Annotated in this window: 18 protein-coding genes; 11 read left to right on the top strand and 7 right to left on the bottom strand. The window is 69.1% G+C overall.

All coding sequences use genetic code 11. From position 1 onward, the window contains the following. Position 1: 1 nt before the first annotated feature. Positions 2-898, bottom strand: a complete 897-nt coding sequence (locus tag ACNI65_RS04165; protein WP_416761371.1) for a DMT family transporter — start codon at positions 896-898, stop codon at positions 2-4. Positions 899-1,021: 123 nt separating this feature from the next. Continuing rightward, positions 1,022-2,140 carry an aromatic ring-hydroxylating oxygenase subunit alpha gene (locus ACNI65_RS04170; RefSeq protein WP_416761372.1) on the bottom strand — a complete coding sequence of 373 codons (1,119 nt, stop codon included), beginning with the start codon at positions 2,138-2,140 and terminating at the stop codon, positions 1,022-1,024. 234 nt (positions 2,141-2,374) lie between these two features. Here ACNI65_RS04170 and xseB point away from each other — a divergent pair, with 234 nt between their 5' ends. The 3 genes from xseB to dxs are packed head-to-tail and all read left to right on the top strand — an operon-like array spanning position 2,375 to position 5,491. Beyond that, positions 2,375-2,635 carry an exodeoxyribonuclease VII small subunit gene (gene xseB / locus ACNI65_RS04175; RefSeq protein WP_416761374.1) on the top strand — a complete coding sequence of 87 codons (261 nt, stop codon included), beginning with the start codon at positions 2,375-2,377 and terminating at the stop codon, positions 2,633-2,635. Between the two features lie 27 nt (positions 2,636-2,662). Beyond that, positions 2,663-3,523, top strand: a complete 861-nt coding sequence (locus ACNI65_RS04180) for a polyprenyl synthetase family protein (protein WP_416761376.1) — start codon at positions 2,663-2,665, stop codon at positions 3,521-3,523. Positions 3,524-3,544: 21 nt separating this feature from the next. Further along, positions 3,545-5,491, top strand: a complete 1,947-nt coding sequence (dxs, locus tag ACNI65_RS04185; RefSeq protein WP_416761377.1) for a 1-deoxy-D-xylulose-5-phosphate synthase — start codon at positions 3,545-3,547, stop codon at positions 5,489-5,491. A 71-nt stretch (positions 5,492-5,562) separates the two neighbouring features. Here the strand turns inward: dxs and ACNI65_RS04190 are convergent, their stop codons facing one another. Then, positions 5,563-6,513 carry a LysR family transcriptional regulator gene (locus tag ACNI65_RS04190; protein ID WP_416761379.1) on the bottom strand — a complete coding sequence of 317 codons (951 nt, stop codon included), beginning with the start codon at positions 6,511-6,513 and terminating at the stop codon, positions 5,563-5,565. 122 nt (positions 6,514-6,635) lie between these two features. On the opposite strand from ACNI65_RS04190, the gene lysA reads away from it, so the two are divergent. The 3 genes from lysA to ahpF all read left to right on the top strand — a co-directional run bounded on the left by lysA (position 6,636) and on the right by ahpF (position 10,411). Continuing rightward, on the top strand, positions 6,636-7,898 hold the full coding sequence (lysA, locus tag ACNI65_RS04195; RefSeq protein WP_416761380.1) for a diaminopimelate decarboxylase: 1,263 nt from the start codon (positions 6,636-6,638) through the stop codon (positions 7,896-7,898). A 178-nt stretch (positions 7,899-8,076) separates the two neighbouring features. Beyond that, positions 8,077-8,640 carry an alkyl hydroperoxide reductase subunit C gene (gene ahpC / locus ACNI65_RS04200; protein ID WP_416761382.1) on the top strand — a complete coding sequence of 188 codons (564 nt, stop codon included), beginning with the start codon at positions 8,077-8,079 and terminating at the stop codon, positions 8,638-8,640. A gap of 217 nt (positions 8,641-8,857) precedes the next feature. Next, complete coding sequence (gene ahpF, locus ACNI65_RS04205; RefSeq protein WP_416761383.1) at positions 8,858-10,411, top strand: alkyl hydroperoxide reductase subunit F; 1,554 nt, start codon at positions 8,858-8,860, stop codon at positions 10,409-10,411. Between the two features lie 138 nt (positions 10,412-10,549). Here ahpF and rarD read toward each other — a convergent pair whose 3' ends face one another. Further along, entirely contained in the window at positions 10,550-11,428 is an 879-nt protein-coding gene (gene rarD, locus ACNI65_RS04210; protein WP_416763565.1) for an EamA family transporter RarD, read from the bottom strand. A 220-nt stretch (positions 11,429-11,648) separates the two neighbouring features. Here rarD and ACNI65_RS04215 point away from each other — a divergent pair, with 220 nt between their 5' ends. Both ACNI65_RS04215 and ACNI65_RS04220 read left to right on the top strand, forming a co-directional pair. After that, a complete protein-coding gene (locus tag ACNI65_RS04215) occupies positions 11,649-11,918 on the top strand; it encodes a MoaD/ThiS family protein (protein WP_416761384.1) in 270 nt (89 codons plus the stop codon). A 92-nt stretch (positions 11,919-12,010) separates the two neighbouring features. Further along, positions 12,011-13,102, top strand: a complete 1,092-nt coding sequence (locus ACNI65_RS04220) for a WD40/YVTN/BNR-like repeat-containing protein (protein ID WP_416761385.1) — start codon at positions 12,011-12,013, stop codon at positions 13,100-13,102. Here the strand turns inward: ACNI65_RS04220 and ACNI65_RS04225 are convergent. Together ACNI65_RS04225 and ACNI65_RS04230 are read right to left on the bottom strand one after the other, a co-directional pair. Further along, a complete protein-coding gene (locus tag ACNI65_RS04225) occupies positions 13,081-13,830 on the bottom strand; it encodes a pseudouridine synthase (RefSeq protein ID WP_416761387.1) in 750 nt (249 codons plus the stop codon). The two genes, ACNI65_RS04220 and ACNI65_RS04225, sit on opposite strands and share 22 nt — an antisense overlap. A 305-nt stretch (positions 13,831-14,135) precedes the next feature. Continuing rightward, positions 14,136-14,597 carry a YchJ family protein gene (locus ACNI65_RS04230; protein ID WP_416761388.1) on the bottom strand — a complete coding sequence of 154 codons (462 nt, stop codon included), beginning with the start codon at positions 14,595-14,597 and terminating at the stop codon, positions 14,136-14,138. 60 nt (positions 14,598-14,657) lie between these two features. Here ACNI65_RS04230 and ACNI65_RS04235 point away from each other — a divergent pair, with 60 nt between their 5' ends. The 3 genes from ACNI65_RS04235 (at position 14,658) to ACNI65_RS04245 (ending at position 18,797) form a co-directional block, all read left to right on the top strand. After that, positions 14,658-17,090, top strand: a complete 2,433-nt coding sequence (locus tag ACNI65_RS04235; protein ID WP_416761390.1) for a UvrD-helicase domain-containing protein — start codon at positions 14,658-14,660, stop codon at positions 17,088-17,090. A 211-nt stretch (positions 17,091-17,301) separates the two neighbouring features. Continuing rightward, positions 17,302-17,583, top strand: coding sequence for a helix-turn-helix transcriptional regulator (locus tag ACNI65_RS04240; protein ID WP_416761391.1), 282 nt, complete (start codon positions 17,302-17,304; stop codon positions 17,581-17,583). Next, positions 17,580-18,797: a HipA domain-containing protein gene (locus ACNI65_RS04245; protein ID WP_416761393.1), complete on the top strand. Its 1,218-nt coding sequence runs from the start codon at positions 17,580-17,582 to the stop codon at positions 18,795-18,797. The genes ACNI65_RS04240 and ACNI65_RS04245 overlap by 4 nt, the downstream gene beginning before the upstream one ends. Positions 18,798-18,818: 21 nt before the next feature. Here the strand turns inward: ACNI65_RS04245 and ACNI65_RS04250 are convergent, their stop codons facing one another. Continuing rightward, positions 18,819-21,035: a PhoX family protein gene (locus ACNI65_RS04250; RefSeq protein ID WP_416761394.1), complete on the bottom strand. Its 2,217-nt coding sequence runs from the start codon at positions 21,033-21,035 to the stop codon at positions 18,819-18,821. Between the last annotated feature and the right edge of the window lie 63 nt (positions 21,036-21,098).

Genomic DNA, 21,098 nt, shown 5'->3' on the forward strand with positions numbered 1-21,098 from the left:
TTCAGGATTCCTGGACCGAGTGCTGGGCGTCCTTGGGCGTGTTCCGGGCGCGCAGCAGCGTCGCGCCCAGGCCCGCGCCGACGATCAGCAGGATGCCGAGCCATGACAGCAGGCCCAGCCGGTCGCCGAAAACCGCCACACCATACAACGCCGAGAACACGATGCCCAGGTATTGCAGCGACGCGTTGACCAGCGGCTTGCCGGTGCCATAGGCGCGTGTCATCAGCAGTTGCGCGGCCGTGGCCAGCACGCCCACGGCCAGCAGCAGCGCCGCGCCGGTCCAGGTGTGGGCATGCCAGCCGCCGTGCGAGACGATCGTCGTCAGCGCGCCCGCGACCACGCCGCCCATCGAGAAGTAGAAGACGATGCGGTACTCGGGTTCGCCCACCCGGCCCAGCGAGGTGACCTGCAGGTAGGCCATCGCCGACAACATGCCCGAGGCCAGCCCCGCCAGCGCGTGCCAGGCCTGCTGATCCTCCATCGCGGGCTGCAGCACCAGGCCCACGCCGACGAAGCCCAGCAGCACCGTGACCACCAGCCGCGGATCGACCTTGGCCGCGCCCATCAGCACCGCGCCGCCGATCAGGAACAGCGCCATCCACACCGAGGACATGTAGTTCAGCGTCATCGCCGTGGCCAGCGGCAGTTTGCTGATCGCGAAGAACCACAGCGACAGCGCGATCACCCCCGAGAGACTGCGCCAGAAGTGCATCGCCGGCACCTTCGTCTTGAGCGAGGTGCCCTGCACCCGCGTCATCGCGAACAGGAACAGCGTGCCCACCAGGCCGCGATACATGACGATCTCGCCTGCGCCGTAGTAGGCCGAGGCCAACTTGACGCAGACGCCCATGGTGGCGAACAGCAGTGTCGCCAACACCATCAGAAGGGGTGCAGACATGGCGCGGATTCTCGCGCCGAAGGCCGGCCCCACCTGTTGTGGCGAACCGCAAAAACGAACGCCCCGCAAGAGCGGGGCGTTGTGCGCACCGGTGAGGGTGCCTGGGGCGAGGAGCAGGGCGCGTCAGCGCTTCATCAGCCCGCGATACCACTCGTGGAAGTGCTTCATGCCGTCTTCCATCGGCGTCTGGTACGGACCGACCTCGTTGTCGCCGCGCTCCATCAGCGCCTTGCGGCCCGCGTCCATGCGCAGCGCGATCTCGTCGTCCTCGACGCAGGTCTCCATGTAGGCGGCCTGCTGCGCGTCGATCAGGTCGCGCTCGAAGGCGATGACTTCCTCGGGGTAATAGAACTCCACGATGTTGGTCGTCTTCTGCGGCCCCTTGGGGAACAGCGTCGAGACCACCAGCACGTTGGGGTACCACTCCACCATGATGTTGGGGTAGTAGGTCAGCCAGATCGCGCCCTGGTCCGGCGACTGCCCGCCCGAGAAGCCCAGCACCTGCTCATGCCACTTGGCGTAGGTGGCCGAGCCCGGCTTCTCCAGCGCCTTGTTCACGCCCACCGTCTGCACCGAGTAGTCCCGGCCGAACTCCCACGCCAGGTCGTCGCAGGTGACGAACTGCCCCAGTCCGGGATGGAATGGACCGACGTGATAGTCCTCGAGGTAGACCTCGATGAAGGTCTTCCAGTTGTAGTCGCACTCGTGGACGTGGACCTTGTCGAGCTGGTAGCCGCTGAAGTCCAGCGCGGCGCGCGGCCCCAGCCGGGCGAGGTCGGCGGCGATGTCGCGGCCGTTGTCCTCGAACAGCAGGCCGTTCCATTCGCGGATCTTGTAGCGGTTCAGGTGCAGGCAGGGGTCCTGCTTGAAGTGCGGCGCGCCGACGAGCTCGCCCTTCAGGTCGTAGGTCCAGCGGTGCAGCGGGCACACGATGTTGCTCTGCGTGTTGCCGCGTCCGCGCAACATCACCGCCTGGCGGTGGCGGCAGACGTTGGAGATCAGCTCCAGGCCTTGCGCGCTGCGCACCAGCGCGCGGCCTTCGCCCTCCTGCGGCAGGGCGTAGTAGTCACCGACCTCGGGCACGGCCAGGGCGTGGCCGAGGTAGCGGGGACCGTGCTGGAAGATCAGTTCCTGTTCCCGGCGGAACAGGTCCTCATCGAAGTAGGAGGTGACGGGCAGCTGAAGGTGGCTGGGAGCCGTGCTGCGTTCAAGGGGGCTGAGAGGAATGCTCAGGTCGGACATGATCCAAGAGGGTCTCCAAGACTGACCGCCGGGGCCCTTCTAGGGCATCGCATCGGGCAAGGGAACCGGTGATTGTACCCGGGCGCCCCTTGTCGGGGGAGGGCGGCGTTTTTCCCGATCGCTTCCGACCGGAAACACCCGCTGACGCCTGTGGCGGCCCGCTCACATCCCCCGACAGTCGGAACGCCGACCCGGGTATGCCGGTGCTTACAATCGGCCTTTTCGCGTTTTGAAATGAGCAAGCCATCCGCCAGCGCCAAATCGGCGCAAACCGCGTTCCAGGAGCAGGAGCCCGCCAGCTATGAACTGGCGGTCGAGGAGTTGGAACGTCTGGTGCAGGCGATGGAAGCCGGCCAATTGCCGCTGGATCAGCTGCTGGCCAGCTACCAGCGGGGGGCTGCATTGCTGAAATACTGCCGCGCGCGGCTCCAGGCCGTCGAACAACAAGTACAGGTCATCGAAGGTGGCAGCGCGCAGGCTTGGGGAGAAGAGTAATTGGATGCAGGTGTTTTCGAACGTTGGGTGCAGCAGTCCCTGCTGGCGGTGGAACAGGCGCTCGAAGCCTGGGTCCCGGAGCAGGCGCCCGCCGGTCTGGGCGTGGCGATGCGCTACGCGGTGCTGGGCGCCGGCAAGCGGCTGCGTCCCCTGCTGGTGATGGCGGCGGCGGAAGCCGCCGGCGGTCATCGCGAGGCGGCCTTGCGCGCGGCCTGCGCGGTGGAGCTGATCCATGCCTACTCGCTGGCCCACGACGACATGCCCTGCATGGACAACGACGTGCTGCGCCGCGGCAAGCCGACGCTGCACGTGCAGTACGGCGAGGCCCAGGCGATGCTGGCCGGTGACGCGATGCAGGCGCTGGCCTTCGACGTGCTGACGCCCGACGAGGGCATCGCGCCCGCGCTGCAGGCCCGCCTGTGCCGCCTGCTGGCGCGTGCCAGCGGCTACGACGGCATGGCCGGCGGTCAGGCGATCGACCTGGCCAGCATCGGCAAGCCGCTGGACGAGACCGCGCTGCGCGACATGCACCGCCGCAAGACCGGTGTGCTGCTGCAGGCCAGCGTGCTGATGGGCGCCGCGTGCGGCGAGCTGTCGGACGCGGCCTGGGAAGCGCTGAGCCGCTACGGCGCCGCGATCGGCCTGGCCTTCCAGGTCGTCGACGACATCCTGGACGTCACGCAAGACAGCGAGGTGCTGGGCAAGACGGCCGGCAAGGACCAGGACAACAACAAGCCGACCTACGTCAGCGTGCTGGGCCTGGAGCCCGCACGCGCCTACGCGCTGCGGCTGCGCGACGACGCGCACCAGGCGCTGGCCGACAGCGGCCTGGCCGACACCGCCTGGCTCAGCCTGCTGGCTGACAAGGTGGTCGAGCGCGACAACTGAACCGGCCAGAGAGGTCCCGCCATGAGCGACAACCAACCGAACGCGGCCGCCTCGCAGGCGCTGCTGGGCACGATCGACGGTCCGGCCGACCTGCGCCGACTGTCGCGCAGCCAGCTGCCGCAGGTGGCCGACGAACTGCGCGCGCACATCCTGAACAGCGTGTCCAAGACGGGCGGCCATCTGTCGTCCAACCTCGGCACCGTCGAGATGACGATCGCGCTGCACTACGTCTACGACACGCCGCGTGACCGCCTGGTCTGGGACGTGGGTCACCAGACCTATCCGCACAAGATCCTCACCGGCCGCCGCGACGCGATGGCCACGCTGCGCCAGCAGGGCGGCATCTCCGGCTTCCCGCGCCGCGACGAGAGCGAGTACGACACCTTCGGCACCGCGCACTCGAGCACCTCGATCTCCGCCGCGCACGGCATGGCCATGGGCGCCAAGCTCAAGGGCGAGTCGCGCCGCGTGGTCGCGATCATCGGCGACGGCGCGATGACCGCCGGCATGGCCTTCGAGGCGCTGAACAACGCCGGCGTCGCCCATGGCGGCCTGCTCGGCGACGTGCTGGTGATCCTGAACGACAACGACATGTCGATCAGCCCGCCGGTGGGCGCGCTCAACAAGTACTTCACCCGGCTGATGAGCGGCAAGTTCTACGCCGCCGCGCGCGAGGGTGCGAAGTCGGTGCTCAAGCACACGCCGCTGTACGAGTTCGCGCGCCGCTTCGAGGAACACACCAAGGGCATGTTCGTGCCGGGCACGATCTTCGAGGAGTTCGGCTTCAACTATGTCGGCCCGATCGACGGCCACGACCTGGACGCGCTGATCCCCACGCTGGAGAACCTGCGCGACAAGAAGGGCCCGCAGTTCCTGCACCTGGTCACGCGCAAGGGCCAGGGCTACAAGCTCGCGGAAGCCGATCCGGTGAAGTACCACGGCCCGACGCCGTTCAACCCCGCCGAAGGCATCAAGCCGTCGACGACGCCCGCCAAGAAGACCTTCACGCAGGTCTTCGGCGACTGGCTGTGCGACATGGCCGAGGCCGATCCGTCGCTCGTCGCGATCACGCCGGCGATGCGCGAGGGCTCGGGCATGGTCGAGTTCCACAAGCGTTTCCCCACGCGGTATTACGACGTGGGCATCGCCGAGCAGCATGCGGTGACCTTCGCCGGCGGCCTGGCCTGCGAGGGCCTGCGCCCGGTGGTCGCGATCTACTCGACCTTCCTGCAGCGCGGTTACGACCAGCTGGTCCACGACGTGGCGCTGCAGAACCTGCCGGTGCTGTTCGCGCTGGACCGCGCAGGTCTGGTTGGCGCCGACGGCGCGACGCACGCCGGCAACTACGACATCGCCTTCACGCGCTGCATCCCGAACATGAGCGTGATCACGCCGTCGGATGAGAACGAGTGCCGCCAGGCGCTGTACACCGGCCACATGCACAACGGTCCGGTGACGGTGCGTTATCCCCGCGGCGCGGGCATCGGCGCGGAGATCCAGAAGGACATGGTCGCGCTGCCCTGGGGCAAGGGCGAGGTGCGCCGCCACTCGACGCTGCCGCAGGGCGGCGGCCGTGCCGCGCCCCGCGTGGCGGTGCTGGCCTTCGGCACGCTGCTGCACCCCGCGCTGAAGGCGGCCGAGGCGCTGGACGCGACCGTGGCCAACATGCGTTTCGTGAAGCCGCTGGACGTCGAGCTGGTCAAGGAACTGGCCCGCACGCACGACGCGCTGGTGACCGTCGAGGACGGCTGCGTGATGGGCGGCGCGGGCAGCGCGGTGCTGGAAGCGCTGCAGGCCGAGGGCCTGTCGCTGCCGGTGCTGCAGCTGGGCCTGCCCGACGAGTACGTCGAGCACGGTGAACCCGGCAAGCTGATGGCCCAGTGCGGGCTGGACGCCGCGGGCATCGAGCGCTCGATCCGGGAACGCTTCCTGTCGGGCGCCGCGGCGCCGCTGTCCAAGGTCGCGTGAGAGAGCGGCGGCGGTCGGCGCCGCTGAACGATCCGCCTGGATGATCCGCCTGAACGGCGCTGGCTTCGCGGTCAGCGCCGTTTTGCTTGTGGGGCTGCCGCGCGTTTCACCGCCGCGATGAAGTCCTCGGCCAGCGCATGCGCCGGCCGATGCAGCGGCCACAGCGCCTGGATCCGGAACGGCACCGACACCGAGAAGGGCCGCACGTGCAGCCCGTCGCCCTCGCAGGCGCGCGCGGTCAGCGGGTTCACCAGCGCGATGCCCAGTCCCTGCTGCACCAGCGCGCACACGGCGATGGCGCTGTGCGTCTCCACCTGCAGGCGCCGGCGCACGCCGGCCGCCGCGAAGATCGCGTCGAACTGGCGTCGATAGGGATCCTCGGCCGACAGGCTGACGAAGCGCTCCCCCTCGAAGTCCTGCGGCGTGAGCACCGCCCGCGCCAGCAGCGGATGTCCAGCGGGCAGCACGCAGACCTCGTCCAGCTCGACCAGCGTCTCGCTGCGCGTGCCCGGCACGGTGGCGCTGACCTCGCTCAGCCCGAGGTCGAAGCGCTGCGCGGCCATCCATTCCTCGAGCAGCGGCGATTCCTGCGGCGTCAGCGTCAGTTGCGCCTGGGGATGGCTCGCGAGCCAATCAGCGCTGGCGGCCGGCAGCAAGGCATGCGCCAGCGCGGGCAAGGTCAGCACGCGCAGGCCCTCGTCCTCGGCACGTCCCAGCGCCAGCGCGCGGGCGACCACCTGGTCCAGGCCGTGATAGGCGCGCTGGACCTCATCGAACAACGCCAACGCGCGGGCGGTGGGCCGCAGTCGCCCCGGGCCACGGTCGAACAAGGGGTAGCCGAGCAGCGATTCCATCCGCGCCAGTTCCCGGCTCACCGTCGGCTGAGAGGTGAACAGCGCCTGCGCCGCCTTGGTGACGCTCCCGGCGGTCATCACGGCACGGAACACCTCGATGTGGCGATGGGAGATCGGCGGGGTGGACGGCGAGGAGGGCAGCGCGGACGGCGGGGATGGCTTGGACATCGCCTCAGCATAGCAGTCCATATCAGAAGTGAATTCATCAGCCAAAACAAAGCATTTGATTGAATGCATCGCCGGCGCGATGCTTTCGGCAGTTTGACGAACTCCCCAGGAAGGATGCCCCCATGCCGCAAGCCCTCACCCCCGCCCGCAGCCAGCAACTCCAGGCGCTGGGCGCCAAGTACGGCACCCCGTTGTGGGTCTACGACGCCTCGGTCATCCGGGAGCGCATCGCCGCGCTGCGCGGCTTCGACACGGTCCGCTTCGCGCAGAAGGCCTGCTCCAACACCCACATCCTGCGGCTGATGCGGGAGCAGGGCGTGAAGGTGGACTCGGTCTCGCGCGGTGAAGTGCTGCGCGCGCTGGCGGCCGGCTTCACCGTGGGCACCGGCGCCGACGCGGTCCATTCGGACATCGTCTTCACCGCGGACCTGCTCGACCGCGAGACGCTGCGGACCGTGGTCGAGCACCGTGTCCCGGTCAACGCCGGCTCCATCGACATGCTCGAGCAACTGGGCGAGGTCTCGCCCGGTCACCCGGTGTGGCTGCGCCTGAATCCGGGCTTTGGCCACGGCCACAGCAACAAGACCAACACCGGCGGCGAGCACAGCAAGCACGGCATCTGGCATGAGCAGCTGGCTGACGCGCTCGCCGTGATCGCCCGTCGCGGCCTGACGCTGATCGGGCTGCACATGCACATCGGCTCGGGCGTGGACTACGCGCACCTGGGCCGGGTGTGCGGCGCGATGGTCGAGCTGGTGCGCACGGTCAAGGCGCAGGGCCTGGACCTGCAGGCGATCTCCGCCGGCGGCGGGCTGTCCATCCCCTACCAGGAGGACGGCGAGCGCATCGACACCACCCATTACTTCAGCCTCTGGGACACCGCCCGCAAGGAGGCCGAGGCCGTCATCGGCCATGCGCTCGCGCTGGAACTGGAACCGGGCCGCTATCTGGTGGCCGAGTCCGGCGTGCTGCTGGCCGAGGTCCGGGCCGTGAAGTCGCAAGGCCGCCAGCATTTCCTGCTGGTCGACGCCGGCTTCAACGAGCTGATGCGCCCCGCGATGTACGGCAGCTACCACGCGATGAGCCTGATCCCGGCGGACGGCCAGTCGCGCCCGGTGCGCGAGACCGTGGTTGCCGGTCCGCTGTGCGAATCCGGCGACGTCTTCACGCAGGCCGAGGGCGGCGTGGTGCTGGCGCGGGAATTGCCGCAAGCCCAGGTCGGCGACCTGCTGGTCATCCACGACACCGGCGCCTATGGCGCCTCGATGTCCAGCAACTACAACAGCCGGCCGCTGATCGCCGAGGTGCTGGTCGATGGCGGCTCGGACCGCCTGATCCGTCGCCGCCAGACGGTCGAGGAGCTGCTCGCGCTGGAAGCGGTCTGACCGCCTCCGCCCGCGTGTGACGGCATCATGAGCTTTTTGCTATCGCACAATGTTTTTTCGATAGTTGAACTCAATAGGGATTCGCAATAGGCCGCATTGGGGAATTCAAACCCGTCGATAGCCTCGGCCCCCTATCATTCCGTCCATCCCATCAACCCCAGACAGAGAGATCGCAGCAATGTCCCTGATCAACACCCAAGTCCAACCCTTCAAGGCCCAGGCGTTCCACAACGGCAAGTTCATCGAGGTCACTGAAGAGTCGCTCAAGGGCAAGTGGTCCGTCCTGATCTTCATGCCGGCCGCCTTCACCTTCAACTGCCCGACCGAAGTCGAGGACGCCGCCGACAACTACGCCGAGTTCCAGAAGCTGGGCACCGAGGTCTACATCGTCACGACCGACACGCACTTCTCGCACAAGGTGTGGCACGAAACCTCGCCGGCCGTCGGCAAGGCCAAGTTCCCGCTGGTCGGCGACCCGACCCACGCGCTGACCAACGCCTTCGGCGTGCACATCCCTGAAGAAGGCCTGGCCCTGCGCGGCACGTTCGTGATCAACCCGGAAGGCGTGATCAAGACCGTGGAAGTGCACGACAACGCCATCGCCCGTGACGTCAAGGAAACGCTGCGCAAGCTGAAGGCGGCCCAGTACGTCGCCAAGAACCCGGGCCAGGTCTGCCCGGCCAAGTGGAACGAAGGCGAGAAGACCATCGCCCCGTCGCTGGACCTGGTCGGCAAGATCTAAGGATCTCGCCTTCGGGGGAGACGCTTCCCGCCTTCGGGTGGGGAGTCCCCCCGACCGGTGATCCGGACGAGGATGTTCCTCTTCCCCTCACTGCACCCGCACCGCGCGTGGACCCTCCCGGGCCACGGGCGTGTGCTCGGCCGTCCCTGCAACGTGCTCGACGCGCAAGGGAGGCCAGTTCTCGAAGTCGCTTGAAGACAACTGAAAGGAAGCAACGATGTTGGACGACAACCTGAAGGCACAGCTCAAGGCCTACCTGGAGCGGGTGACGCTGCCGTTCGAGATCGAAGCTTCGTTGAGCGACTCCGAGAGCTCCTCGGAACTGAAGCAGCTGCTGTCGGACATCGCCGCGATGTCCGACAAGATCACGCTGCGCCTGGACGGCAACGACGCGCGCAAGCCCTCGTTCAGCCTCAAGCGCACCGGCACCGAGCAGAGCCTGCGCTTTGCCGCGATTCCGCTGGGCCATGAGTTCACCTCGCTGGTGCTCGCGCTGCTGTGGACCGGCGGTCATCCCCCGAAGGTGGAGCAGTCCACCATCGACCAGATCAAGGGCCTGGACGGCGACTACCTCTTCGAGGTGTACATGTCGCTGACCTGCCACAACTGCCCGGACGTCGTGCAGGCGCTGTCGCTGATGTCGGTGCTGAATCCGCGCGTCAAGACGGTGGTCGTGGACGGCGCGCTGTTCCAGGACGAGGTCAATGCCCGCGAGATCATGGCGGTGCCGACGATCTACCTGAACGGCCAGGAATTCGGCTCGGGCCGCATGACCGTCGAGGAGATCGCCGCGAAGCTGGACACCGGCGCGGCGGCCAAGGACGCGGCCAAGCTCTCGGCCAAGGACGCCTATGACGTGCTGATCGTCGGCGGCGGCCCGGCCGGCGCGGCGGCGGCGGTGTACGCGGCCCGCAAGGGCATCCGCACCGGCATCGCGGCCGAGCGCTTCGGCGGCCAGGTCAACGACACGCTGGCGATCGAGAACTACATCTCGGTGCTGTCGACCGACGGCCCGAAGTTCTCGATGGCGCTGGAGTCGCACGTCAAGGATTACGGCGTGGACGTGATGAACCTGCAGCGCGCCGACAAGCTGATCCCGGCCACCACGCCGGGCGGCCTGGTCGAGGTGCAACTGGCCAACGGCGGCACGCTCAAGAGCAAGACGGTGATCATCTCGACGGGCGCGCGCTGGCGCAACGTCAACGTCCCCGGCGAGCAGGAATACAAGAACAAGGGCGTGGCCTACTGCCCGCACTGCGACGGTCCGCTGTTCAAGGGCAAGCGCGTGGCGGTGATCGGCGGCGGCAACTCCGGCGTCGAGGCGGCGATCGACCTCGCGGGGATCGTGTCGCACGTGACGCTGCTGGAGTTCGGCGACACGCTGCGCGCTGACGCGGTGCTGGTGAGGAAGCTGGAAAGCCTGCCCAACGTCGTGATCCTGAAGCAGGCGCAGACGACCGAGTTCACCGGAACGGCCGGCAAGCTCGACGGGTTGAACTACACCGATCGCGCGACGGGCGAGGCCAAGCGGGTCGAGCTCGAGGGCGTGTTCGTGCAGATCGGCCTGGTGCCCAACACCGAATGGCTGCGCGGCACGGTGGAGCTGTCCAAGCACGGCGAGATCATCGTCGACGCCAAGGGCCAGACCTCGGTGCCGGGCGTGTTCGCCGCGGGTGACGCGACGACGGTGCCGTTCAAGCAGATCATCATCGCGGCCGGCGACGGCGCGAAGGCCGCGCTCAGCGCCTTCGATCACCTGATCCGGAACTGATCCTTCCTGATCCTTCCTGATCCTTCCTGATCCTTCCTGACCCTTCCTGACCCTTCCGCCTCCCCCGAACTGACGCCCCGAAAGGGGCGTCAGTCGTTTGGGGGTGACGCTCTCACGCGTTGGGGGAGGCGGGGCGGGTCAACGCCGGCTGCGCCACAGGCTCTCGGCGCTGTAGACGGCCAGCGCCGACCAGATCAGCACGAAGCCGACCAGCCGCGCGCCCGCGAGCGGCTCGTGATACAGCCACACGCCCAGCAGGAACTGGATCGTCGGCGACAGGTATTGCACCAGGCCCAGCGTCGTCAGCGTGATTCGCCGCGCCCCGGCGGCGAAGAGCAACAGCGGGATGGCCGTCAGCGGCCCCGCCAGCAGCAGCCAAGCCAGGTGTCCGCCGCCGCCGCCGACGACGTCTCCCGCCGACGCCAGCGCGAAGGCGCTCGTCCCCTGGACGGTCCACCAGATCAACGCGCCGGCCGCGAACGGCGACAGGATCAGCGTTTCCAGCGTCAGGCCCTCGAGCGCGCCCAGGTGCGCCGTCTTGCGCATCAGGCCGTAGAACCCGAAGCTCAGCGCCAGCACCAGCGCGATCCACGGCAGGCGGCCCGCGGTGACGGTCAGCCAGATCACCCCGGCCGCGGCCAGCCCGATGGCCAGCCACTGCACCGGCCGCAGCCGCTCGCGCAGGAACACGAAGCCCAGCATCACGTTGACCAGCGGGTTGATGAAGTAGCCCAGGCTGGCCTCGACGACATGGCCGTGCTGCACCGCCCACACGTAGACCAGCCAGTTGCTGGACAGCAGCAGCGCCGACACCGCGCAGGTCGCCAGCAGCCGGGGCGAGCGCAGCACCGGTCCCAGCCAGGCCCAGCGCCGCAGCACCGCCAGGATCACCGCCACGAACACCAGCGACCACACGGTCCGGTGCGCGATGACCTCCAGCGCGTTCACGTCGCTCAGGCGCTTGAAGTACAGCGGGAACAGGCCCCAGGCGATGTAGGCCAGCGCGGCGTAGAGCATGCCGGTGCGGGCATGGGCGTGCGGATCGGCGGGGGCGGGCGCCTGGACGGCGGAGGCCGAGGGGGAGGTCGAGGTGTCGTTGGTCATGGCGGGTGGGCCGGAGCGGCCCGCGATTCTGCCCAAGCCGCGAGGCCCGCGCCGTCGAAGGGCCGTGCCGTCGTTCGTCGTGTCTGGTCGCCCCTCTTTTCCAACGCCGCGCTTCGTCGCAGGATCGCCGACCATGGCCCACGTCGAATTCACCGCCCAACTGCACCGCTACGTCGACACCCCGAAGCTGGACTGCGAGGCCCCCACGCTGGGGGAGGCGCTCGACCGGGCCTTCGAGGTCAATCCGCGGCTGCGCGCCTACATCCTGGACGACCAGGGCCACCTGCGGACGCATGTCGCGGTGTTCGTCGACGGCCATCGCGCCCGGGACCGCGTCGGGCTCAGCGACCCGCTGACCGCGCAGTCCAAGGTCTACGTGCTGCAGGCCTTGTCGGGCGGCTGAACGCCGGAGTGTCGATTTCCGCCCCGTTCCTTCGTCATGACTGGTGACCCCCAGACCCTCAGACCCCCAGATCCCCTCGTCAGGAGACCCCGATGATCACCACCGCCTGGGCCGCGACCCGCAAGGGCCTGTTCGAACTTCGGCATGACCCCGCGTTCCCCGCTTCGGGGGGCTGGTCCATCGGCCGCCACAGCTTCGTGGGGGATCCCGTCAGCATGGTGCTGCCGGCGCCGCCCGGCGGCGGACGGATGTTCGCGGCGCTCAATCTCGGACATTTCGGCGTCAAGCTGCAGGCGTCCGATGACGGCGGCGCGACCTGGCGCGAGCTGCCCGCGCCGACGTTCCCCGAGCAGCCTGAGGGCGCCGAAGGCCCTGCGTGGAAGCTGCAGCAGATCTGGTCGCTGGAGCGCGGCGGCGACGGCCGCTTGTGGGCCGGCACGATCCCGGGCGCGCTGTTCGTCAGCGCGGATCAGGGCGAGAGCTGGCAGTTGGTGGACGCGCTCTGGCACAAGCCTGAGCGACTGGGCTGGTTCGGCGGTGGCTACGACGCGCCGGGCATCCATTCGATCAACGTCGATCCGCGTGATCCGGAGCGGCTGCTGCTGGGCATCTCCTGTGGCGGCGCCTGGCGCAGCGAGGATGGCGGCACGAACTGGCACATCAGCGCCAAGGGCATGCGCGCCGACTTCATGCCGCCCGAGCAGGCCGGCGAGGAGAACACGCAGGACCCGCACCGCATCGTGGCCAGCGCGGCCGACCCGGACGTGCTCTGGTGCCAGCATCACAACGGGGTGTGGCGCTCGGTGGACGGGGGCGCGCATTGGGGGGAGATCAAGCCCCCACTGTCGGGATTCGGCTTCGCGGTGGCCGCCCATGCGGGGGATGCCGACACGGCGTGGTTCGTACCGGGCGTGAAGGACGAGAAGCGGTTGCCGGTGGATGGCGCGCTGGTGGTGAACCGCACGCGGGATGGGGGCAAGACCTTCGAGACGCTGCGGCAAGGCTTGCCGCAATCGCATTGCTACGACCTGGTCTACCGGCACGGCCTGGCGGCGCATGAGGATGGTCAGCGGCTGCTGATGGGCAGCACCACGGGGAACCTGTGGGCGACCGGCGACGCGGGTGACCGCTGGCAGCTCGTGTCCGGACACCTGCCGCCGATCTACGCGCTGCGCTTCGGTTGAGGTCCGAGAAAGGGCGCCCACTCCTCCCCAGGCGGAGCCTCCAGCGTGAGCGCTTCCCCGCTGACCGGATGCGTCAGCGTCAGCCGCTCCGCGTGCAGCCAGAGTCGCTGCCGCCCGAAGTGCGCCGCGAGCGCCCGGTTCAGCGGCCCCTTCCCGTGATTCGCGTCACCGACGATGGGGTGGGCGAGGTGCTTGAGATGGCGCCGGATCTGATGCCGCCGGCCCTGCACCGGCTCGCAGGCGAGCACGGCCAGCCGCGTCGTGGCGAAACGCGCGTCGGTGGACACCGGCAGCTCCAGCCGGCGCAGGCAGGTCCACGCGGTCTGCGCCTCCAGATGAGGCTGTCCCGCGGACGGCAGTTCCGGATCCCTCGCCAGCGGGTGATCGATGACGCCCGCGTCGGCCGCCGGCCACCCCCGCACCAGCGCCAGATAGCGCTTCGCGGTGAGCCGCTCCGCGAGCGCCTGGCCGAGCACGCTGGCGATGTCGGCGCTCAGCGCGAAGACAAGCACGCCCGACGTCCCGCGATCCAGCCGATGCACCGGCCAGACCGGCTGGCCGAGTTGATCGCGCAGCCGCTGCAGCGCGGCGTCTTCCTCATGCGCATCGAGCGCGGTGCGGTGCACCAGCAGGCCGGCGGGTTTGTCGATCACCGCGAGGTGGGCGTCGAGGTGCAGCAGTCGCAGCGGCCGCAGCGGTGACGGCGCGTCGGATTCGGGAGATGTCATCGTTGCAAGGGACGGCCTGCGCACGTCTGGATCGATTTTTGCCCTCTGTTCGCGGTTTTTCCCCGTTTGGGGGGAGCGGACGATCACAGGGTGGCTCGCCAAAATCCTGTCATCTCGCCTGCCCATCATCGCAGCAGGCATCCGGCCCTCCGAAAGGGGGCCCGTTCCCCCACCCGGTCCGCCCCACAGCCGCCAGCAGGAGTTCGTCATGCCCCAGGAATTTCACATCGGTCACCGGTCCTGGCTGGACCGGATCGTGCTGGCGCTTCGCGGCGCGGTCGTCCGCGCCCCGGCCGTGCGGCTGGTCAGTCGATCTGGCCGTCCACGTACAGCCACGCGCCGTTCACCCGCACGAACCGGCTGACCTCGTGCATGCGCTGCGCGCGGCCGCCGATCTTGCTGCGCGCGACGAACTCGACGGTCTCGTGGTCCGCGTCCTGGCGCTCATGCCGGCGGACCTCCAGGCCCAGCCACTTCAGATCGGCGCTGCCGCGCTCGAGTGCCTCGGGCCGGGTGTCCGGATGCCAGGTGGCGAGCAGGTAGTCGATCAGGTCCAGCGTGTAGGCCGTGTACCGCGAGCGCATCAGCGCCTGCGCGTCCGGCGCGGTGAGCGCGCCGCGTTCGGCGAAGGCACGGTGCAGCGCGCCGCAGCAGGCGGCGTACGGGCGGCCGCTGCCGCAGGGGCAGGCGTCCTGGCTGGCAGCCCCCGCGTTTCCCGACGCTGACGCCGCGCTGTTCGCCGCGGTCTTGGTTTTTTCAGGCTTCATGGGGGCGGCATGATGCCAGTGTCTGGCGGGGGCGCGGCGGAACTTCCCTAGAATGGCTGGATGAATTCCCAGGATTTCGGCGACGAGCGTCCCACCCCGCCGCAAGACGACCTGTTCACGCCGCGCGTGCCGCGCGGTCTGCTGGACAACCTCAATCCCGAACAGTACGCGGCGGTCACGCTGGGCCAGGAGCCCGCGCTGATCCTCGCGGGCGCCGGTTCGGGCAAGACCCGCGTGCTGACCACCCGCATCGCCTGGCTGATGAGCCAAGGCCATGTCACGCCCGCGGGCGTGATGGCGGTGACCTTCACCAACAAGGCGGCCAAGGAGATGGTCACCCGGCTGTCCGCGATGCTGCCCGTCAACGTGCGCGGCATGTGGATCGGCACCTTCCACGGCCTGTGCAACCGCTTCCTGCGCGCGCACTGGAAGATCGCCGGCCTGCCGCAGGGCTTCCAGATCCTGGACGCGGGCGACACCGTCTCGGCCGTCAAGCGCGTGATCAAGGCGATGAAGCTCGACGAGGAACGGTTCGTTCCGAAGCAGGTCTCGTGGTTCATCGCCGGGGCCAAGGAAGACGGCCTGCGGCCCAAGGACATCGACCTGCGCGACGAGCAGACCCGCAAGCTCGTCGAGATCTACCAGGCGTACCAGGACCAGTGCGAGCGCGAGGGCGTCGTCGACTTCGCCGAGCTGATGCTGCGCTCCTTCGAGCTGATGCGCGACAACGCCCCGGTCCGCGAGCATTACCAGCGCCGCTTCCAGTACGTCCTCGTCGACGAGTTCCAGGACACCAACAAGCTGCAGTACGCGTGGCTGAAGATGTTCGCGCCGCCCGGCCGCGGTCAGGGCGTGTTCGCCGTCGGTGACGACGACCAGAGCATCTACGCCTTCCGTGGCGCGCGCGTGGGCAACATGGCGGACTTCGAGCGCGAGTACCGCGTGCGCCAGGTCGTCAAGCTGGAACAGAACTACCGCAGCTTCGGCAACATCCTGGACGCCGCCAACGCGCTGATCAGCAACAACAGCCGCCGCCTGGGCAAGAACCTGCGTACCGACGCCGGCGCCGGCGAGCCGGTGCGGGTCTACGAATCGGCCAGCGACTTCGCCGAGGCGCAATGGCTGCTCGAGGAGGCGCAGGCCTTGCACCGCCAGGGCCTGGCGCGCAGCGAGATCGCCGTGCTTTATCGCAGCAACGCGCAGTCGCGGGTGATCGAGTCGGCGCTGTTCAACGCGGGCATCCCGTACCGCGTCTATGGCGGCCTGCGCTTCTTCGAGCGCGCCGAGGTCAAGCACGCGCTGGCCTACCTGCGCCTGATCGAGAACCCCAACGACGACACCAGCTTCCTGCGTGTCGTGAACTTCCCGGCGCGCGGCATCGGCGCGCGCACGATCGAGCTGCTGCAGGACGCGGCGCGTCCGAGCGGCCGCTCGCTGGTGCAGAGCGTCGGCGCGGTCGGCGGGCGCGGCGGCGCGAGCCTGACCGGTTTCGTCGGTCTGATCGACGCGATGCGCGAGGCCACCGCCGGGCTGACGCTGCGCGAGATCATCGAGCACGTCATCGAGCACTCGGGCCTGACCGCGTTCTATCGCGCGGAGAAGGAAGGCGAGGACCGGCTGGAGAACCTGGGCGAACTGGTCAACGCGGCCGAGGCCTTCGTCACGCAGGAGGGCTTCGGCAAGGACGCCATCGCGCTGCCGGTGGACGAGCACTCGCCCGGCGCCATCGCCGACGGGCTGCCCGCGGCGGTCGCCCCGGCCGCGCCGGCCACGCCCGACGCGGAGACCGGCGAGATCATGTCGCCGCTGGCGGCCTTCCTGACGCACGCGTCGCTGGAGGCCGGCGACAACCAGGCGCAGGCCGGCCAGGACGCGATCCAGCTGATGACGGTGCACTCGGCCAAGGGGCTGGAGTTCGACGCGGTCTTCATCACCGGCCTGGAAGAGGGCCTGTTCCCGCACGAGAACTCGCTGTCCGACGCGGACGGGCTCGAGGAGGAACGCCGGCTGATGTACGTGGCGATCACGCGGGCGCGTCAGCGGCTGTACATGAGCTTCTGCCAGACCCGGATGCTGCACGGCCAGACCCGCTACAACATCAAGAGCCGCTTCATGGAGGAGCTCCCCGAGGAGACGCTGAAGTGGCTGACGCCGCGCAACCAGGGCTTCGGCTCGGGCTTCGCGCGGGACTACCAGCAGGCGTGGCAGCGCGGCTCGGGGCTGAAGTCCATGGTCGGCGCGGGCCGGGTGGATCCGTCGACCTTCCCGTCGGCGCCGGTGCCCAGCGCGATGAAGCAGTCCGCCGCCCAGAAGACCGGCGACGAGCACGGCGGCTTGCGCGTGGGCAAGGGCGTGTTCCACACCAAGTTCGGCGAGGGCGTGCTGGTCACGCTCGAAGGCAGCGGCGCGGACGCGCGGGCACAGGTCAACTTCGGCCGGCACGGCACGAAATGGCTGGCGCTCAGCGTGGCCAAGCTGACACCGATCGACTGAAGGATGGTCCGGCAACACCGATGACGAGGGCCGGTCCGGCCGTGTGGCACGGAAAGTGCGTCTGCGACGGACTGGGCGCAGAATGCGCGAGGCAGCAAAGATTCCAGCAAACAGGAATCACGCTTGCCGGGAGGGAGATCCCGATGAACGGGTTTTTGATTCTGGAATCTCCATGCGCACAGTTGTACCGATCGATCCTCCGGACGATCCCATGATTGAAGACGCGGTGGCGCTCGGCAATGCCGTGCGCGCCGCGAGAACGACCGCGCGCTTGCCGCTGGTCGAGGCCGCCGAGGCGCTGGGCATGTCGCGCCAGACGCTGATCAACATCGAGACCGGCCAGGGCGGCGTCAGCCTGTCCACCGTGCTCAAGGCGGCCCGGGCGCTGGGCGTGAGCCTGTTCGCCGTGCCCTCGCAGCAGCGCGAGGTCGTGCGGCGCGCGATCCGCACCGCGCGCGATTCCAAGTTCTCCGACCTCGACGAGGACGCATGACCGGTCTGGCCGTCTGGCTCGACGAGCATGAGGTCGGCTGGCTGCGGCCGGCCGACGGAGAACGTCCGGAAGCCGCGACGCGGTTGTCGCTGGCCTACCTGGAACGATGGACCGCCGAGGTGCTGGGCTACGCGCTGGCGCCGACGTTGCCGATGCCCGCGCGCGGCGGCCCGGGCAGTGAGCTGGCCGACGACGCGGTGATGGCGTACTTCAGCCGCTTGCTGCCGGCGGGCGAGGCGCGGCAGCAGACCTTCGCCGCCCTGGGGCTGCCGCCCGAGGACGTCTTCGGCGCCTTGCGGGCGATGGGCCGCGACCTGGCCGGCGCGGTGCGTCTGATTGACGAGGGCCGCGGCCGTCCGGCCGGGCCGACGCAGCGGCAGATCCCGCGCGAGGAGCTGTCCGAGCGCCTGCGGCATCGCGACGCGCTGCCCTTCGCGGTGTGGGACGGCCTGGCTCGTGGTGCGCTGCCGGGCGCGAGCGACAAGCTCGGCGTCTACGTCGAGCGCGACGGCGGCTGGCATCTGGTCGATGGCCCGCAGATGGCGTCCACGCATGTGCTGCGGCCCGCGCCGCTGGGCGAGGGCGGCCATGACCGGTCCTTCGACGAGTACTTCTGCATGCGGCTGGCCGCGCGCCTGGGTGTCGAGGTCGCGCCGGTGGAACTGCACTGCGTGCCGGAGCCGGTGCTGCTGGTCGGCCGGTTCGACCGGCAGCGCATGGACGACGGCCGCGTCCGGCGGGTGCATGCGATCGAGGCCACGCAGGCGCGAGGCGACTCGTTGAGCGCGCTCTTCGCGCTGCTGGGCCACAGCCCGACACCGCTGGTGGATGGCCGGGCGCTGCTGCGGTGGGTCGCGTTCCATCACCTGATCGGCCAGTCCGCCCCCGATGCGCGCAACGTCTCCTTCTTCGTCGATCACGGCGGGCTGCGGCTGGCGCCGGCGCATGGATTCAGGAGCGGTCCGCCCGGGAGCAGCGCCCCGGCCCCGTTCACCGCGGACGACTGGGCCGCCTTCGCCCGCGACAGCGAACTCGCGCCGCGCGCGTTGGCGCTGGAACTCAAGCGGATGGGCGAGGCGGTGCGCGCTCAGGCGGAGGCCCTGGCCGAGGAACTCGCCGCGGAGGTTCCGCGCCCGGTGGTGGAGCGGCTGCTGCAGCTCACAACGACCGAGGGCGACCGTCTGGTCGCCCTCGCTCCGGAGATCGCGCGCTAGGCGCGCTCGATCAGGCCTCGATCAGACGCCGATCTCGCCGCCGTCCTTGCGGGTGATCACCACGGTCGCCGAACGCGGACGCTTCTTCACCGTCTGGTCGGCCTGGTTGGCCGGCCAGTAGCTGCCGAAGGTCTTCGCCGCCCAGTCCGGGCTGGTTTCCTCGCCCGGGTGCTGCACGTTGAAGAACAGCGTGCGGTGGTCCGGCGTCATCGCGATGCCGGTGATCTCGCACTCCTTCGGGCCGACCAGGAAGCGGCGCAGCGTGTCGGCCGTCGCCTTCGCGCCGGCGCGGGTCTGCGTGCCGCCGGCGGCAGTGGCGACGCCGCCGTCACCGACCTTGCCCGGCAGCGCGGCCAGCATCATGCAGTTGGTGATGTCGGTGTAGGCGCCGTCGTCGGTCTGGATCCACAACATGCCGCGCTTGTCGAAGTACAGGCCGTCGGGGCTGGAGAAGTCGTTGACGTCGGTCAGCGAGGACAGGTTCACGTCCGCGGCCGCATCGGCCTGCGCGCCGAAGAGGTAGACGTCCCAGGTCATCTTGGTGACGTCGGTCGCGTCTTCCTTCCAGCGGATGATGTGGCCGTTGGGGTTGCCGGCCTGATTGGTCGAACCCTTCTGGTCGACGTAGTAGCGCGGGTTGGCGGCGTCGGGCTTGAGCTGGCTGCCGGTCGGGGTGGCGGTGTTGGCCACGCGGTTGCTGTTGTTGGTCAAGGTCATGTAGACCTCGCCATTGGTCGGGTGCACCGCGCCCCATTCCGGGCGGTCCATCTTGGTCGCGCCGAGGACGTCGGCAGCCAGGCGCGCGTTGATCAGGACGTCGCCCTGGTCGGCGAAGGCGTAGCTCGCGTTGGTGTTGGTCAGACCGTTCTTGTTGAAGGTCAGCTCCATCCATGTGCCGGTGCCGTCGGCGCTGAACTTGGCCACGTACAGCGTGCCCTCGTCCAGGTACTTGGCGCCCGCGGTCATGCCCTTGCCGACATCGGCGGCGTCCCAGTTGGCCTTGGAGACGTACTTGTAGATGTACTCGTTGCGCGAGTCGTCGCCCATGTAGATGACGATCGGCTTGCCGGCCACCGCTTCCGCGGGCCACGCGCCTTCATGGTTGAAGCGGCCCAGCGCGGTGCGCTTGGCCGGTGTCGAGGTCGGCGCGAACGGGTCGATCTCCACCACCCAGCCGAAGGTGTTGATCGTGTTGCGGTAGTCGGCCGCGGCGGCGGCGCCCGTCACCGACGAGTTCCAGCGCGCGAACAGATCGGCCGTGCCGGCGGTTTCCCACAGGTAGGGGCTCTTGCGGTTCTGCGGCAGGCCGTAGCGGTTCATGCTGACGACTTCCTTGGCGCTGCGCGCGGCGTCGTCGCCGGCGGCCCGGCTGATCACGTTGAGGTAGTTCTCCTCGCAGGTCAGGTAGGTGCCCCAGGGGGTGTAGCCGTTGGCGCAGTTGTTGTTGGTGCCGCGGGTCTGCACGCCGGTCGTGCTGAACAGCGTCTGCAGCTGCGCGCTGCCCTTGGCCGGGCCGGTGAAGTCCATCGTCGTGGCGGAGGTCACGCGGCGGTTGAAGCGCGAGCCACGCACCATCGACGTGACGCCGGCCTCGCGCTTGACCTCGCAGACGCTGATGCCGTGGGCGTAGATTTCCTTCTCGACCTCGGTGGCGTTGCGCGCGGCGCCGGCGGCGCGGCCGGCCGGGTGCAGCACGTAGGGCGCGACCACGTATTCGTGGTTGACGGCCAGCAGGCCGCGGTCGGAGCGCGTGACGTCGAAGGCGCCGGCGTCGCTCATGCCGAACCAGTACATACCGTCGTGGCCGTCGCCGATGCGGCGGTTGTAGGAGTCGGCCACCTCGGAGCCGTCATCCTTCCAGGACTCGTCGCCGAAGTGCATCGGGTCACCCAGCGCGTGCAGGATGGACACGTTGTAGCCGTCGGCCACGGTTACCAGGTCGTTCTTGTTCTTGGCCACCGCGTTGAAGCCGATCTTCAGCTGCGGGGTGGGCGGCACGGGCGCCGGGGCCGGCGCCGGGGCGGGGGAGTCGCCGTCGCTGCCGCAGGCGCTCAGGACCGAGCCGCCGAGCAGCGCCGAGGCCGCGGTCGTGATGCCGCCCTTGAGCGCCACGCGGCGCGACAGGCGCGCGGCGAGGACGTCGGTGAAGTGCGGGTTGGCGGACGGGTTGACGTCCGCGTCCTCGTCATAGTCGTTGGCCGGGATCTGGCTGGCAACGAGGTCGTGCTGCTTGCTCATTCGTGAAGGCTCCGCAATGAAAGTGCGGGCGCATTCTGCGAAGGGCACGTGACGCTGCCGTGA

The sequence above is a fragment of the Roseateles sp. So40a genome, from assembly GCF_048081605.1.
GTDB lineage: Bacteria > Pseudomonadota > Gammaproteobacteria > Burkholderiales > Burkholderiaceae_C > Roseateles.